The organism is Sandarakinorhabdus sp., from assembly GCF_040398645.1.
In the GTDB taxonomy this organism is placed as follows: domain Bacteria; phylum Pseudomonadota; class Alphaproteobacteria; order Sphingomonadales; family Sphingomonadaceae; genus Sandarakinorhabdus.
In genome coordinates this window covers 1-13,776 of the sequence record NZ_JBBATR010000063.1, presented here as the reverse complement: position 1 = coordinate 13,776, position 13,776 = coordinate 1, and the positions used below count along the sequence as shown (strand labels likewise).

The following is a 13,776-nucleotide window of genomic DNA, read 5'->3' as shown; positions in this document are numbered from 1 at the left end:
TCTGGCGCAGATCGAATGCGAAAAAATTGAAACAACAAATGAAATCAACGCTCAATCCCGCCGCATTTGTCCAAAGTGGCAAAACTGGCGCACAACACATGCCACAGGATGCCGCAAATGCGGGCCATCCACGAAAATTGCCGCTCTTTCTCAGATCAGGACAGGGTGCGCCACCAGAGCCGCCCGAAAACGAAAGTGGGTGCAGGGCCTCAGGCCCTGCCCACGTCACCCCGGACTTGATCCGGGGCGGAGGCCTCTTCCGTACTAAAACCTCACTCCCCGGTCCGCAGCCGCTCCACCAACTGCTTGACGCTTGGCACGAACCCGTTGGAATAAAACGGATCGCTGGCAAACCGGTAGGCGCTGTGGCCGGCAAACGCCAGATTCTGGTCCGGATCGCCGCCGTGGGAAATATCCTGCAGGGTTTTCTGGATGCAGAAGCTGCGCGGATCGGCCAGCCGCCCGGTGCTGTTGGTGCCGCTGTCGGTCCAGGCCGAAAACCCGCAATGCGACAGGCAGCCCATGCAATCGGCCTGATCCTTGCGGATGACGGCGCGTTCGGCCGGTGCCACGAACACCAGCGTGTCGTCGGGGGTTTTCAGGGCTTCGGAAAAGCCTTGTGCATGCCAATCGCGGGCCGCCAGCAGGTCATCACGGCTGACAAAATAGCGTTTGGTGCCAACGCCGACATCCAACGCAAACGCATGTTCGGCGGTGGCGGCGGTGGAAAAACCGATCTGCCGGGTGCTGCGATCTTCGAGCACACGCAAATAGGGGTTTTTGATGGCCGACGAGTAAAAGCCGGTCGGCGAAAATTTGTGCAGCAGGATATCGCCTTCACTCAAGCTGAGCAGCTTCTGCTTCCACGCCTGCGGAATCGGGCTTTCCTGGGTGAGCAGCGGCCGTGTGCCGAACTGGAACACCACCTGGCCCAATTCGGGATTGTCAAACCAGTTGGCCCATTCGTCCAGCCGCCACACGCCGCCGGCCATCACGATCGGCACCGATTCGCTCACGCCAAGCTCCCGCATGGTGGTGCGCAGATCGGCCACACGCGGGTAGGGGTCTTGGGGGCTGAGCGGGTCTTCGGCGTTGGACAGGCCGTTGTGGCCGCCGGCCAACCACGGATCTTCGTAGACCACGGCGCCCAGCCATTCCGCTGATTTTGAATAGGATCGTTTCCAAAGCGCGCGAAAGGCGCGGGCCGAACTGATGATCGGATAATAATGCACGCCATATTGGGCGGCGATTTCGGATAGTTTGTAGGGCATGCCGGCGCCGCAGGTCACGCCGTTCACCAGGCCGCGCGTGCGGTCGAGGATGCCGTGCAGGATGCGCTGCGCCCCGCCCATTTCCCACAAGATGTTGATATTCAGGCCGCCGATACCGCGGCGCAATTCGGGCGCGGCGATGTCATAGGCGCGCTGCACCTGCTGCACGCCGCCTTCGATGCCATAATGCACCAGTTCCTCATGGCGATCACGGCGGGTGGCGGATCGGTAGATTTGCGGGATGATCTGGCCATCATCGTCATAGCTGTCGGCATTGACCGCGCTGACAGTGCCCACGCCGCCGGCCAGCGCCCATGCACCGGACGATTGATGGTTGGTGGCCGAAACGCCCTTGCCGCCTTCGACCAGCGGCCAGACTTCGCGGCCGCCCATTACCAATGATTTTACACCCGAAAACATGCCGTTCCGTTCTGAAGCTTCCGGTGACCCGACCGGTGTATGTCCCCTTTGCGGCAATAATAGCGTCATATGCAAGCCGCCCGCCACAGGGGCGGCAACGGGGACAGGCGCGGCGCATGCATTGCAGCGCAGCATGCGCGCCTCTTTTCGGCGCGCCGGCAATCGGGCATGGCCAGCAGCATGGTTGCAATCGATCCGCCCGCGTCCGATCCCACCACCCTGCGCCGGCTTTATGGCCGGCGGCAGGGCCATGCCTTGCGGCAGGGGCAGGCCGCGCTGTTTGCCGATCTGCTGCCGCACATCGCGGTGCCGCCAACCGGCGCGCTCACGGCAATTGGCCTGTTTGGGGATGATCGCCCGCTGTGGGTGGAAATCGGCTTTGGCAAGGGCGAACATATGGCCGCGCAGGCCGCCACCCATCCCGGCGTTGGCCTGATCGGTGCGGAGCCCTTTGTGGACGGCGTGGTCGGCGCGCTGATGGCCGTGCGCGACGATGGCCTGCCCAATATCCGCATCCATCACGGCGATGCATTGGATGTGCTGGAGCGGTTGCCGCCCGCCAGCGCCGAGCGCGTGTTCCTGCTGCATCCCGATCCGTGGCCGAAGGCCCGCCACGCCAAACGCCGATTCATGAACCCCGGCCCGATCGATCGTATTGCCGCCGTGCTGAAACCGGGCGGCGAATTTCGCTTTGGCACCGATCACCCGATCTATTGCCGCTGGGCCTTGATGCAAATGGCCAAGCGCCGCGATTTTCGCTGGTTGATCGATGGGCCGGGCGATTTTCAGGTGCGCCCCGATGATTGGCCGCAAACCCGCTACGAAGCCAAGGCGCGGCGGCTTGGCCACGAAGTCTGGTATTTCCGCTGGGTGCGCCTGTAGGTGTAGTGGCACTGCGGCATTGACCGCAGCGCAGCATTTCGCCTACGCCAGTTGCCGTGAGCCAGCATCTCGACTTTGAAAAGCCGATCGCCCAGATCAGCCAGCGCGCCGCGGATTACCGCGCCGGCGGTGACGAAGCCGGTGCGCGCCACGCCGAAGGTGCGGCGCGGCGGCTGCTGGCCGAAACCTATGCCCGCCTGACGCCTTGGCAAAAAACCCTGGTGGCGCGCCACCCGCTGCGGCCGCATTTTTCCGATATGATCAAGGCGCTGGTCGAGGATTTCCTGCCGCTGGCCGGCGACCGCGCCTTTGGTGAGGATTCGGCGATCATCGGCGGCATCGGGCGCCTGCGCGGCCAGAATGTGCCGGTGATGGTGATCGGCCACGAAAAGGGCCGCGATACTGCCGCCCGTGTGAAGCATAATTTCGGCATGGGCCGCCCCGAAGGCTATCGCAAGGCCGCACGCCTGGTGGAATTGGCGGCAAGGTTCAATGTGCCGGTGGTGACATTGGTGGACAGCGCCGGCGCCTATCCGGGTGTGGACGGTGAAGCCCGCGGCCAGGCCGAAGCCATTGCCCGCGCCACCGCCGCATTTCTGGCAGCGCCCGTGCCGATCATTGCCGCGATCACTGGCGAAGGCATGTCTGGCGGCGCCATCGGTATCGCTGCGGCTGACCGGGTGATCATGATGGAACACGCGGTTTACGCGGTGATTTCGCCCGAAGGCTGCGCATCGATCCTGTGGCGCACCGCTGAAAAGGAAGCGAATCGCGCCGCCGATGCCGCCGAAGCCATGCGGGTGACCGCCGCCGAGTGCAAGGCGCTGGGCGTGATCGACACGATCGTTGCCGAACCACTGGGCGGTGCGCACCGCGATCCGCCGGCGGCGATTGCCTCGCTGGCGATGGCGATAGCGGCCGAATTGCAGCCGCTGCTGGCCAAATCCGGGGCCGAATTGGTGGCCCAGCGCCGCGCCAAATATCTTGGTATCGGCCGGTCGGGCTGACGCGCTCTGCTGTAGCGCACGGCGGTCGCTTCGCGCTATTGTCCTGCCATGATCGCCTGTCCCCGCCTGCCTTCCCTGTTTCTTGTTGCTGTGCTGGCTGCGCCGGCCATGGCGCAGGCCCCGCCCGGCCTTACCGATAGCGAGCGCCGCAGCGGCGCGCAGGCGCATCCGCAAATCCTTCAGGAATTCGGCGGTGCCATGTCCGGGCCACTGGCCGATTATGTGCGCAGTGTCGGGCGAAAGATCGCCGTGCAATCAGGCGGCGGTGCCCGTGCGCAGGATTACACGGTCACGCTGCTCAACAGCAATGTAAACAATGCCTTCGCCATCCCCGGCGGCTATGTCTACATCACCCGGCAATTGCTGGCGCTGATGAATGACGAGGCCGAACTGGCGTTCATCATGGGGCATGAGGTGGCGCATGTCGCCGCCCGCCATGGCCAGAAACGCCAGAACCGCGCGTTGTTTTCCAATATACTGGCCGGGCTGGCCGGGGCCGTGACCGGGTCTGATCTGGTCGGGCGCGGCGCCGGCATGGTCGCCGGGCTGACAACGCTGGGCTATAGCCGCGAGCAGGAACGCCAGGCCGACAGCCTGGGTGTGCGCTATCTGACCAACGCCGGATACGATCCGCTGGGCAGCGTTGACAGTCTGGCCGCGCTTGGTGCGCAAACCGCGCTTGAGGCGCGGCTGAAAGGCCAGGCCGGCGCGGAGCCATCGAAATGGCTGTCCACGCACCCGGCCAGCGGCGAGCGGGTGGCGCGTATCCGCACCGAGGCGCAGGCGCTGTTGCCGCGGGCGGGCGGCCGCGCGCACAACCGCGATGCCTTCCTGAACGCCATTGATGGCGTGATTTACGATGATGATCCCGGCGAAGGCGTCGTGCAGGGCAGCAGCTTTCGGCACAGCGGGCTTCAGTTGGCGCTGCTGGCGCCGGCTGGCTATGCGTTGACCAACGGTGCGCAATCGTTGACCGGCAGTGGCCCCGGGGGGGCAAATTTCGATCTGCGGGCGGCCGATGCCACCAATGCCGAATTGGGCAGCCTGGCGGCGGCGCGTTGGCGGGAATTGGGGGTGCGCACGCCGCCGGCATTGCAGACGACCCGCATCAACGGGCTGGACGCCGTGACCAGCAATCTGCGCGCTGCCACCAACCAGGGCCCGGTTGATGCCACGCTGACGGTGTATCGCTGGACGCCGCAACTGGCCTTCACGTTGATTGCCATCGCGCCGCAGGGCCAGGCCGCCGGCATCGCCCCGGTCGCAGCCAGCGTGCGCCGGCTGAACCCGCAAGAGGCCGGCGCCATTCGCAGCCGCCGCATTCAGGTGGTTCGTGTGGCGGCGCAGGACAACGTTCAATCGCTGGCAGCGCGCATGGCCTACAGCGACGATCAAGTGGCGCGATTCCTCACCCTCAATCAGCTGGCCGGCGATGCGCAACTGAAATTCGGGGACCGGGTGAAGCTGGTTGTCTGGCGCTGACATGCGGGTGTTGACCGTGGTGGCGGCTGCGCTGGTGGCCGGCGATGGCCGTGTGTTGCTGGCGCAGCGGCCTCCCGGCAAATCATTGGCCGGGCTGTGGGAATTTCCGGGCGGCAAACTGGAGCCCGGCGAAGCGCCCGAAGCCGGGCTGGCGCGCGAATTGATGGAGGAACTGGGCATATCGGCCGGGCCCTTGCAGCCGATCAGCTTTGTCTCGCACGCCTATGCTGATTTTCACCTGCTGATGCTGCTGTATCTGTGCCGGCAGTGGCAGGGGCGGCCAGAGGGGCGCGACGGCCAGAGCCTGCGCTGGGAACTGCCAGCGGCCATGGCCGCGCTGCCCATGCCGCCAGCCGATGTGCCCTTGATCGCTGCCTTGGCGCAGGCTTTGGGGCAATAAGGCGCTGCGGCAAGGTTGCACCTGTGTGACAGGGCGGCTATTGCCCGGGCGCAGCGTCGGCAATGGGGTAGTGCGACATGAAAATCCTGGCCGGCAATGGCAATCCTGAACTGGCCAAGGCTATCGCGGCCTACCTGGATATCCCGTTGACGCACGCATCGGTGCGGCGCTTTGCCGATGAAGAGATCTTTGTGGAAATCCACGAAAATGTGCGCGGCGAAGATGTGTTCGTGGTGCAGCCCACAGCAGCGCCGGCCAATGACAATCTGATGGAATTGCTGATCTGCATCGATGCCCTGAAGCGCGCATCGGCGCGGCGCATCACGGCGGTGATCCCCTATTTCGGCTATGCGCGGCAAGACCGAAAATCAGGGTCACGCACGCCGATTTCGGCCAAGCTGGTCGCCAATCTGATTACCACGGCAGGGGCAGACCGCGTGCTCAGCCTTGATCTGCACGCCGGGCAGATTCAGGGCTTTTTCGATATCCCCACCGACAATCTGTTTGGTGCGCCGGTGATGGCCGCCGACATATTGGCGCGCATGGACACGGGCGATCTGATGGTGGTGTCGCCGGATGTTGGCGGCGTGGTGCGTGCCCGCGCGCTGGCCCGCCGGCTGGGCAATGCGCCGCTGGCCATCGTGGACAAGCGCCGCGAACGTCCGGGCGAATCCGAAGTGATGAACATCATCGGCGATGTGCGCGGCCGCATGTGCATTTTGGTGGATGATATCGTCGATTCGGCCGGCACCTTGTGCAACGCTGCCGCCGCGCTGATCGAAGCCGGCGCGTCAGGTGTGACGGCCTATGTCAGCCACGGCGTGCTGTCGGGCGGCGCGGTGGCGCGCGTTGATCGGTCGGCGCTGTCGGAATTGGTGGTTACCGATTCGATTGCGGCCACGCCTGCGGTGCGGGCATCGGGCCGGGTGCGCGTGATCACGATTGCGCCGCTGCTTGCCGAGGCCATGCGCCGCACCGCCGACGAAAGCTCAGTTTCGTCGCTATTTGATTGATCAGTCGCCGGTGGACCGGTTGATGATGCGGCCGTCGGGTAGATAGACTTTTTCGGGCGTCACATATTCGCCCTTGGGCGAACAGATGCCGCCCGGATCGGTGGCGCGGATCTTTGCGCAAAATTCGGTATCGGGGCGCGGCTGCGGCTGGGCATTGGCCGGGGCGATCACCAAGGCAGTGCCAATGGCGACAAGCAGGACGGCTGCGGCGGCAAGCGGGACGATTTTGCTGTTCATCCCTGTGATATAGCCGGCAATGGCTTGCGCGGCCATGAACAAGCTGGCTAATCGTGATTGTGGACGTGAAGCCCCCTCCAATGGCCCAGCTGCTGCTGGACAGCGGCGCCCTGGTTGCCAACTGGCGTGATTTTGCCGCTGCCGTTGGTCCGGCGGCGTGCGGCGCTGCGATCAAGGCCGATGGCTATGGCCTTGGCGCCCGCGCTGTGTTGCTGCGGCTGGCCGCGGCGGGCTGCCAGCAGTTTTATGTGGCGCACTGGCACGAGGTGCCGCCGCTGCTGCCGCTGCCTGATGGCGTGACGATTTCGGTGCTGCACGGCGTGACGGCGGCCGAATTGCCGGCGGCGCTGCTGTTGCCGGCGCAGCCGGTGTTGATGACTGCGGGCCAAGCGGCGCTGTGGCGGCAAACCGGCCGGCCAGCCCAGGCCATGATCGATACCGGCATGAACCGGCTGGGCCTGGCGCCTGACGAAGCGGCCGATGCGCTGGCCAGTATCGAGATCAGCGTGCTGCACAGCCACCTTGCCTGCGCCGATCAACCCGGCCACGCCATGAACGCCGCGCAGCTTGCGGGTTTTGTTGCGGCAGCATCGACGATTCCGGCGCAGTCGCGCGCGCTGGCCAATTCGGCCGGCGTGGCGCTGGGCAGGGCCTATCATTTCGATCTGGTGCGGCCAGGCATCGGTCTGTTTGGCGGCGGTTTGTTGCCGGATGGCCGGCCATCACGGTCGGTGGCCAGCATGGCAGCGCGCATCCTGCAAATCCGCGATGTGCCGGTGGGTGCATCGGTAGGCTATGCCGCCACATTTGTGGCGGCGCGGCCCAGCCGCATTGCGACAGTGGCGCTGGGCTACGCCGATGGCTACGCGCGCGGACTGTCCAATGCCGGCTGGGCGCTGGCTGGCCTAAGGGACAATCGTGTGAGCTGCTCGGCGGCGGGGCGTGTGTCGATGGATTTGTCCAGCTTTGATATCACGGACGCATCTGGCCTGTCCGAAGGCGATTGGCTGGAGGTGCCGTTCGATCCCGAAGCGATGGCGGCAGCATCGGGCCGCACCAGTTATGAATTGCTGGTGGCGCTAGGCCAACGTTTTGATCGGATGTGGGCATGATCGGGTTGCTGGTTGCCATTGGTGCGCCTGTGCTGGCTGGCTTTGCTTCGGTTGGCCGCTTGACGCGGTTTGCCGCCACCGCGCTGGCCGCCATGCTGCGGCCGCCGTGGTATCCGGGCCAATTGGCGCAGCAGATGCTGATCATCGGCTGGCTGTCGTTGCCGGTGGTCGGCTTGACGGCGATTTTCACGGGATCGGCGCTGGCGCAGCAGATTTTCATTGGCGGCAGCCGCTTCAACGCCGCCGCCACGGTGCCGGCGGTGACCGTGATCGGCGTGGTGCGCGAATTGGGGCCGGTGCTGGGCGGCCTGATGGTGGCCGGGCGGGTGGCGTCGGCGATGGCCGCCGAACTGGGCACGATGCGCGTGACCGAGCAGATCGACGCGCTGGTCACGCTGCGCACCGATCCGTTCCGCTGGCTGGTCGGGCCGCGCTTGCTGGCGGCGGTGCTGGTAATGCCGGCGCTGGTGCTGGTATCAAATGCGCTGGGCGTGATGGGCGGCTGGCTGCTGGCCACGCAGCGGCTGGGCTTTAATAGTGCACAATATCTGGCCACCACCGCCCGCTATCTGCAGGTGGATGATGTCGTCTCCAGCCTCGTCAAGGCGGCGGTTTTCGGCTTTTTCATCGCCCTGATGGGCTGTTACCACGGCTATCACAGCGGCGGCGGCGCGGCGGGTGTTGGCCGCGCGACCACCAATGCCGTGGTGTCCAGCTTCATCCTGATCCTGCTGTCCAATCTGATCATCACCGTGATCGTGTTCGGCTCATGACCGCCAAAATCCAACTGACCGGCGTGGCCAAGCGGTTTGGCAGCCGTCAGGTGCTGGCCGGTGTCGATCTGGTGGTGCAGCCGGGGACAAGCCTGGTGATCATCGGCGGATCGGGCACGGGCAAATCGGTGCTGCTCAAATGCCTGCTCGGGCTGATTGCCATTGATGCCGGATCGATCCGGGTGGACGGCGGCGAAGTGTCCGGCCTGCGCGGCGCGGCGTTGGCGGCGCACCGCACCCGCATCGGCATGTTGTTTCAGGGCGGCGCCCTGTTCGATTCACTTAGCGTGTGGCGCAATGTCAGCTTTGCCCTTGACGGCAGCGCCGCCAACCGGCGCGCGGCGGCCATCGACAATCTGGCGCGGGTCGGGCTGGCCAGCGATGTCGCCGATCTGCGGCCGGCGCAATTGTCGGGCGGCATGCTAAAGCGGGTGGCGCTGGCCCGCGCCATCGCCGCGCGGCCGCCGATCCTGTTTTTTGATGAACCGACCACCGGGCTCGATCCGATCAGCGCGGCGCGCATCAACGGCCTGATTCGCACGCTGGTGCAGGAGCTGAAGATAACGGCGATCACCATAACGCACGATATTGCCAGCGCGCGCGTAATCGCCGACAGGGTTGCCATGCTCCACGAGGGAACCATCATCTGGCATGAGCCGCTTGCGGCATTGGACAACAGCGGCAACGATTATGTGCGCCAGTTTGTCAGTGGTAGTGCCGATGGCCCGATCGGTGTTGTGGCCGCGTGATGCCAATGTCGGATCGCCCCGGCCCGTTTCCGGCGCGCAGCAGCGGCGCCGATGCGCTTGCCTTGCTGCTGGCGCAGGTGGCTGCGGGCGATGCGAATGCATTCCAGCAATTTTATGACAAGACCAGTGCAAAACTATTTGGCGTCGTGCTGCGTATAGTGACTGAGCGGCAGGAAGCCGAAGATGTATTGCAGGAGGTTTATGTGTCCGTGTGGCGCAAGGCAGCCACGTTTGATCCGGCGCGCGCCAGCCCCATCACGTGGGTGGCGACGATAGCGCGCAACCGCGCCATCGATCGGCTGCGCGCCCGCCCGCCGCGCGCGCATGTGCCGGTCGAGGCAGCGTATGATCTGGCCGACGATGGCCCGCTGCCCGACAGCGGGCTGGTTGCCAGCCAGAACGCCCGCCGATTGGAAACATCGTTGGCAACGCTGGAGCCACGCCACGCTGCGGCGATTCGCGCCTGCTACTTTGAGGGCGTGACCTACGAGGAACTGGCGGCGCGTGAGGCCGTACCGGTCGGCACGCTCAAAAGCTGGGTGCGCCGCGGGCTGCTGCGCATGCGCGGGCAGCTGGAAAGCAGCGAGGCATGAGCACGACACCGCCGCCATCAGGCCCAGATGCCGATCTTGACGCGCAGGCGATGGATTATGCGCTGGGTGCGCTGGCCCGGGGCGAACGCAAGGCGGCCGAAGTGCGGCTGGCCAGCGATCCCGCGTTTCGCAGCGCCGTTGCCGACTGGCAGCAGCTGCTTGGCCCGCTGAACGAATCAATCGCTCCAGTTGCGCCGCCGCCAAGCCTGTGGGCCGCGATCGCGGCCGATGTGCAGCCTGCGCCGCGCACCGCAGCGTTAGCGCCAGTGCAGCGCGGCTGGTGGCACAATCTGGCGTTGTGGCGCGCCGTAGGCATCGGTGGGCCAATATTGGCAGCATTGGTGGTCGCGTTTGTGGCCCTGCCTGGTGGGGTGCAAGTAGCGGTGCCGCCTGCGGCAGCGCCGGCTGTGCCAGTATCAGCCGGCCCGGCGCTGGTGGCCACGTTGGCGGACGCTGACGGCAAGCCGCTTTTGGCAGCGTCCTATGATCCGGCCAATGGCGCGGTGCGTTTTGCGCCTGTGGCGCAAGGGCCCAATCAGGACGGCAAGGTGCCGCAGCTGTGGGTGATCGAAGGCAATGCCGCACCCAAGTCGCTGGGCGTGATCGATATTTCCACCGGCAGCAGCCATGTCATCCCGCGTGAGCGCCTGGCCGGGCTGAAGCCAGGCGCGATTCTGGCGATTTCCATTGAGCCGCGTGGCGGATCGCCCACGGGCGCGCCGACCGGCCCGATTATTGCCACCGGAGCATTGTCGACAGCATAATTGACAGCGGTAATGGCGCGCTTTGTCGCAGCGACACTCGCTGATGCGCTTTCTTGTCTGTATGACGTGTACTTGCCCGGCCCGCTGATCTTCGGCGGCGCTTTGGATAGATGGAGCCCCGCCATGTTTTCTCGCAATTCTCTTCGTGCTGCCCTGTTTGCCGTTGCTGCTGCCGGTCTGGTCGCTGCGCCAGCCGTGCATGCTCAGCCTGCCAAGGACATCGTCGATACCGCTGCCGGCGCCCCTGATTTCAGCACCCTGGTTGCTGCTGTGAAGGCCGCTGATCTGGTCGCCACCCTCAAGAGCGCCGGTCCGTTCACCGTTTTCGCCCCCACCAACGCGGCTTTTGCCAAGCTGCCGGCCGGCGCTGTCGCCAATCTGCTGAAGCCGGAAAACAAGGGCACGCTGGCCGCTGTGCTTACGTACCATGTTGTCGCCGGCAAGTTGATGGCCGCTGATGTTGTTGCCGCCATCAAGGCAGGCGGCGGCAAGGCCGTGGTCACCACCGTGCAGGGCGGCAAGCTGACCGCAACGATGATGGGCAACACCGTGATGCTCACCGACGCCAAGGGCCACATGAGCCACGTGACCACCGCCAATCTGGGCACCAGCAATGGCGTCATCCACGTCATCGACACGGTCGTGATGCCGTAAGCCATTCTGCACAACAGAATTGCCGATCAAATCGGGGGGCTGGTCACAAGATCAGCCCCTTTTTTTATCCGACAAAAAACAAATAGCCTACGGCGGGCAGGGCCGAGCCCTGCACCACTTTCGTTTTGGTTTGTTCCCGGTCTTCGAAACGACGCTGCGATCAAACAATGGGTGCAGGGGTCACCTCTGCCCGCCTCACTCCGCAGCGAGCACTTCGGCTTCGGCTTCGGCCTGTTGCAGCGCCCACATTTCGGCGTAGGCGCCGCCGCTGGCCAGCAGGGCTTCGTGGCGGCCGCGTTCGATGATGCGTCCGGCGGACAGCACCAGGATTTCATCGGCATCGGTGATGGTGGACAATCGGTGCGCGATCACGATGGTGGTGCGCCCGGCCGAAACGCTGCCCAACGCGTCCTGAATGCTGGCTTCGGTGGCGCTATCGAGTGCGCTGGTGGCTTCATCGAGGATCAGCACGGCGGGATTTTTAAGGATGGTGCGCGCAATGGCGACACGCTGTTTTTCGCCGCCGGACAGCTTCAGCCCGCGCTCTCCCACTTGCGTGGCATAGCCATCGGGCAGGCTCAGGATGAAATCATGGATGGCCGCGCCGCGTGCAGCGGCGAAGATTTCGGCTTCGCTGGCGCCGGGCCGGCCATAGGCGATGTTGTAGCGGATGCTGTCGTTGAACAGCACCGTGTCCTGCGGCACGATACCGATGGCGCGGCGCAGGCTGGATTGGGTGACTGCGCGGAGATCCTGGCCATCGATGGTCACCGATCCCGACTGAATATCGTAGAATCGGTACAGGATTCGGCTGAGCGTCGATTTGCCGGCGCCGCTATGGCCAACCACGGCCAACTTGCGGCCCGGCGCAACATCAAACGCCACATCGTGCAGGATCTGCCGCCGCGGATCATAGCCGAAATTGACCGCGTCAAAGCGGATATGCCCGCCCTTCACCCGTAGCGGCTGCGCATCCGGCGCATCGGCGATTTCGGTTTGCGTGTCGATCAATCGGAACATGGCGTCCATGTCGATCAGGCCCTGGCGGATTTCGCGGTACACCATGCCGAGCAGATCGAGCGGCCGGAACAGCGTGCCCAGCAAGCCATTGACCAGCGCCACATCGCCGATGGTGAATTGGCCCTTGCTCCAGCCCCAGATCACCCAGGCCAGCGCGCCGCCAAGCAGCAGATTTGTGATGAAGCTCTGGCCGACGTTGAGCCACGACAACGACACGGCGGACTTGGTGGCGGCATCGGTATATCGTTTGATGGCGCGGCCATAATTTTCATTCTCATGCGCTTCGGCGTTGAAATATTTGACCGTTTCGTAATTCAGCAAGCTATCGACGGCGCGGGCGGTGGCGCGTTGATCGCTTTCCACCATGTCGCGGCGCAATTGTGCCCGCCAATCGGTAATGCGCTGCGTGTAAACGATATACAGGGCGACCATGATCAACGTGGCCACCACCAGTTCCCAGCCAAAACCGCGGCCGAATAAGATGCACACCGCTGTCAGCTCGATCACGGTCGGGAAGATGTTGAACAGCAGGAAATACAGCATTGTATCGACGCTTTTGGTGCCGCGCTCGATCAGCCGTGTCAGCGCGCCGGTGCGCCGTTCAAGGTGGAAGCGCAGCGAAAGCTGGTGGATGTGGGAAAAGACATCCAGCGACAGCCGGCGTGCGGCCTCTTGCCCGACGCTTTCGAACACCGCGTTGCGCAAATTGTCGAACAGCACGCCGGCAAAGCGCGCCAGCGCATATGACGCGGCCAGTGCCATGGCGATGCCGATGCCGGCAGGCAGATCAGCCGCCATGGCATCCAGCGCGAGCTTGAGCGCATAGGGCATCGCCAGCGTCACCGCCTTGGACATCAGCACCAGCACCATGGCGCTCGCCACACGCACCCTTAGATCCGGGCGCGCTGCCGGCCATAAATAGGGCAGGAAGCGGCGCAGCGTCTTGAAATCAGCGTCTCCCTGCGGGGGGCTGGCGGCGGCGGCATAGGATTGCATGCCATTCATATGGCCCGCAGGCGCGGCCTGCACAATGGCCACCATCGGCGCATATCGCGCCACACTTGCCGCCGCGCGGCCAAACGCCCATGGTGCTGCCCATGTCCCGACCGCCGAGCCGCCCCGCGCCCGGCCTGCCCGATCGGCAGGCCATTCTCGATTTCATCGCTACCCAGAAAACCAGCGTTGGCAAGCGCGAGATTGCCAAGGCATTCGGCCTGCATGCCCAGGACAAGATCGCCCTGAAGGGCCTGCTCAAGCAGATGATGGAAGCCGGAGAGCTGGAAACCGGCCCTGGGCGCAATCTGCACAAGGGCGTGGCGGTTGGCGGCGGCATTCCGCGGGTAACGGTGGTCCGGGTTGCGGATATTGCCGATGGCCAGGCCATTGTCGTGCCGGACCG

General features: G+C 64.7%; 14 protein-coding genes and 1 pseudogene. 12 read left to right on the top strand and 3 right to left on the bottom strand.

Annotation, left to right across the window (positions count from 1 at the left end; all coding sequences use genetic code 11):
- Positions 1-272: 272 nt before the first annotated feature.
- Positions 273-1,691, bottom strand: coding sequence for an NAD(P)H-dependent flavin oxidoreductase (locus ABWP50_RS11625; RefSeq protein WP_353218150.1), 1,419 nt, complete (start codon positions 1,689-1,691; stop codon positions 273-275).
- 180 nt (positions 1,692-1,871) lie between these two features.
- Between ABWP50_RS11625 and trmB the strand changes: the two genes are divergently transcribed.
- The 5 genes from trmB to ABWP50_RS11600 all read left to right on the top strand — a co-directional run bounded on the left by trmB (position 1,872) and on the right by ABWP50_RS11600 (position 6,475).
- Positions 1,872-2,573: a tRNA (guanosine(46)-N7)-methyltransferase TrmB gene (gene trmB, locus ABWP50_RS11620; RefSeq protein ID WP_353218149.1), complete on the top strand. Its 702-nt coding sequence runs from the start codon at positions 1,872-1,874 to the stop codon at positions 2,571-2,573.
- Positions 2,574-2,629: 56 nt separating this feature from the next.
- The gene (locus ABWP50_RS11615; RefSeq protein ID WP_353218148.1) at positions 2,630-3,580 is read left to right on the top strand and encodes an acetyl-CoA carboxylase carboxyltransferase subunit alpha; all 951 of its coding nucleotides are present in this window, start codon (positions 2,630-2,632) and stop codon (positions 3,578-3,580) included.
- Between the two features lie 48 nt (positions 3,581-3,628).
- Entirely contained in the window at positions 3,629-5,062 is a 1,434-nt protein-coding gene (locus ABWP50_RS11610; protein ID WP_353218147.1) for a M48 family metalloprotease, read from the top strand.
- A gap of 1 nt (position 5,063) precedes the next feature.
- On the top strand, positions 5,064-5,462 hold the full coding sequence (locus tag ABWP50_RS11605; protein WP_353218146.1) for a (deoxy)nucleoside triphosphate pyrophosphohydrolase: 399 nt from the start codon (positions 5,064-5,066) through the stop codon (positions 5,460-5,462).
- Positions 5,463-5,539: 77 nt separating this feature from the next.
- The gene (locus ABWP50_RS11600; protein WP_353218145.1) at positions 5,540-6,475 is read left to right on the top strand and encodes a ribose-phosphate pyrophosphokinase; all 936 of its coding nucleotides are present in this window, start codon (positions 5,540-5,542) and stop codon (positions 6,473-6,475) included.
- On the opposite strand, the gene ABWP50_RS11595 is transcribed toward ABWP50_RS11600, so the two are convergent.
- Positions 6,476-6,712, bottom strand: a complete 237-nt coding sequence (locus ABWP50_RS11595; RefSeq protein ID WP_353218144.1) for a hypothetical protein — start codon at positions 6,710-6,712, stop codon at positions 6,476-6,478.
- A gap of 80 nt (positions 6,713-6,792) precedes the next feature.
- On the opposite strand from ABWP50_RS11595, the gene ABWP50_RS11590 reads away from it, so the two are divergent.
- The 6 genes from ABWP50_RS11590 to ABWP50_RS11565 all read left to right on the top strand — a co-directional run bounded on the left by ABWP50_RS11590 (position 6,793) and on the right by ABWP50_RS11565 (position 11,357).
- Positions 6,793-7,824, top strand: a complete 1,032-nt coding sequence (locus ABWP50_RS11590; protein WP_353218143.1) for an alanine racemase — start codon at positions 6,793-6,795, stop codon at positions 7,822-7,824.
- On the top strand, positions 7,821-8,597 hold the full coding sequence (locus ABWP50_RS11585; protein ID WP_353218142.1) for an MlaE family ABC transporter permease: 777 nt from the start codon (positions 7,821-7,823) through the stop codon (positions 8,595-8,597). The genes ABWP50_RS11590 and ABWP50_RS11585 overlap by 4 nt, the downstream gene beginning before the upstream one ends.
- Positions 8,594-9,346 (top strand): ABC transporter ATP-binding protein, encoded by a 753-nt coding sequence (locus ABWP50_RS11580; RefSeq protein ID WP_353218141.1) that lies wholly within the window; start codon positions 8,594-8,596, stop codon positions 9,344-9,346. Before ABWP50_RS11585 ends, ABWP50_RS11580 begins: the two co-directional genes overlap by 4 nt.
- A 5-nt stretch (positions 9,347-9,351) precedes the next feature.
- Positions 9,352-9,939 carry a sigma-70 family RNA polymerase sigma factor gene (locus tag ABWP50_RS11575; protein WP_353218140.1) on the top strand — a complete coding sequence of 196 codons (588 nt, stop codon included), beginning with the start codon at positions 9,352-9,354 and terminating at the stop codon, positions 9,937-9,939.
- The gene (locus ABWP50_RS11570) at positions 9,936-10,703 is read left to right on the top strand and encodes an anti-sigma factor (RefSeq protein WP_353218139.1); all 768 of its coding nucleotides are present in this window, start codon (positions 9,936-9,938) and stop codon (positions 10,701-10,703) included. Before ABWP50_RS11575 ends, ABWP50_RS11570 begins: the two co-directional genes overlap by 4 nt.
- A 123-nt stretch (positions 10,704-10,826) precedes the next feature.
- Positions 10,827-11,357, top strand: a complete 531-nt coding sequence (locus ABWP50_RS11565; protein WP_353218138.1) for a fasciclin domain-containing protein — start codon at positions 10,827-10,829, stop codon at positions 11,355-11,357.
- Between the two features lie 195 nt (positions 11,358-11,552).
- Here ABWP50_RS11565 and ABWP50_RS11560 read toward each other — a convergent pair whose 3' ends face one another.
- Entirely contained in the window at positions 11,553-13,373 is a 1,821-nt protein-coding gene (locus ABWP50_RS11560; RefSeq protein ID WP_353218151.1) for an ABCB family ABC transporter ATP-binding protein/permease, read from the bottom strand.
- Positions 13,374-13,474: 101 nt separating this feature from the next.
- Between ABWP50_RS11560 and ABWP50_RS11555 the strand changes: the two are divergent.
- Positions 13,475-13,776: pseudogene (locus ABWP50_RS11555) on the top strand (ribonuclease R); the annotation flags it as partial.

Bases quoted from the DNA above. Each gene is read 5' to 3' on its own strand.
- trmB (WP_353218149.1), top strand. From the start codon at position 1,872: ATGGTTGCAATCGATCCGCCCGCGTCCGATCCCACCACCCTGCGCCGG.
- ABWP50_RS11565 (WP_353218138.1), top strand. From the start codon at position 10,827: ATGTTTTCTCGCAATTCTCTTCGTGCTGCCCTGTTTGCCGTTGCTGCT.
- ABWP50_RS11605 (WP_353218146.1), top strand. From the start codon at position 5,064: ATGCGGGTGTTGACCGTGGTGGCGGCTGCGCTGGTGGCCGGCGATGGC.
- ABWP50_RS11575 (WP_353218140.1), top strand. From the start codon at position 9,352: ATGTCGGATCGCCCCGGCCCGTTTCCGGCGCGCAGCAGCGGCGCCGAT.
- ABWP50_RS11625 (WP_353218150.1), bottom strand. From the start codon at position 1,691: ATGTTTTCGGGTGTAAAATCATTGGTAATGGGCGGCCGCGAAGTCTGG.
- ABWP50_RS11595 (WP_353218144.1), bottom strand. From the start codon at position 6,712: ATGAACAGCAAAATCGTCCCGCTTGCCGCCGCAGCCGTCCTGCTTGTC.
- ABWP50_RS11560 (WP_353218151.1), bottom strand. From the start codon at position 13,373: ATGCAATCCTATGCCGCCGCCGCCAGCCCCCCGCAGGGAGACGCTGAT.
- ABWP50_RS11590 (WP_353218143.1), top strand. From the start codon at position 6,793: ATGGCCCAGCTGCTGCTGGACAGCGGCGCCCTGGTTGCCAACTGGCGT.
- ABWP50_RS11600 (WP_353218145.1), top strand. From the start codon at position 5,540: ATGAAAATCCTGGCCGGCAATGGCAATCCTGAACTGGCCAAGGCTATC.
- ABWP50_RS11570 (WP_353218139.1), top strand. From the start codon at position 9,936: ATGAGCACGACACCGCCGCCATCAGGCCCAGATGCCGATCTTGACGCG.
- ABWP50_RS11610 (WP_353218147.1), top strand. From the start codon at position 3,629: ATGATCGCCTGTCCCCGCCTGCCTTCCCTGTTTCTTGTTGCTGTGCTG.
- ABWP50_RS11580 (WP_353218141.1), top strand. From the start codon at position 8,594: ATGACCGCCAAAATCCAACTGACCGGCGTGGCCAAGCGGTTTGGCAGC.
- ABWP50_RS11585 (WP_353218142.1), top strand. From the start codon at position 7,821: ATGATCGGGTTGCTGGTTGCCATTGGTGCGCCTGTGCTGGCTGGCTTT.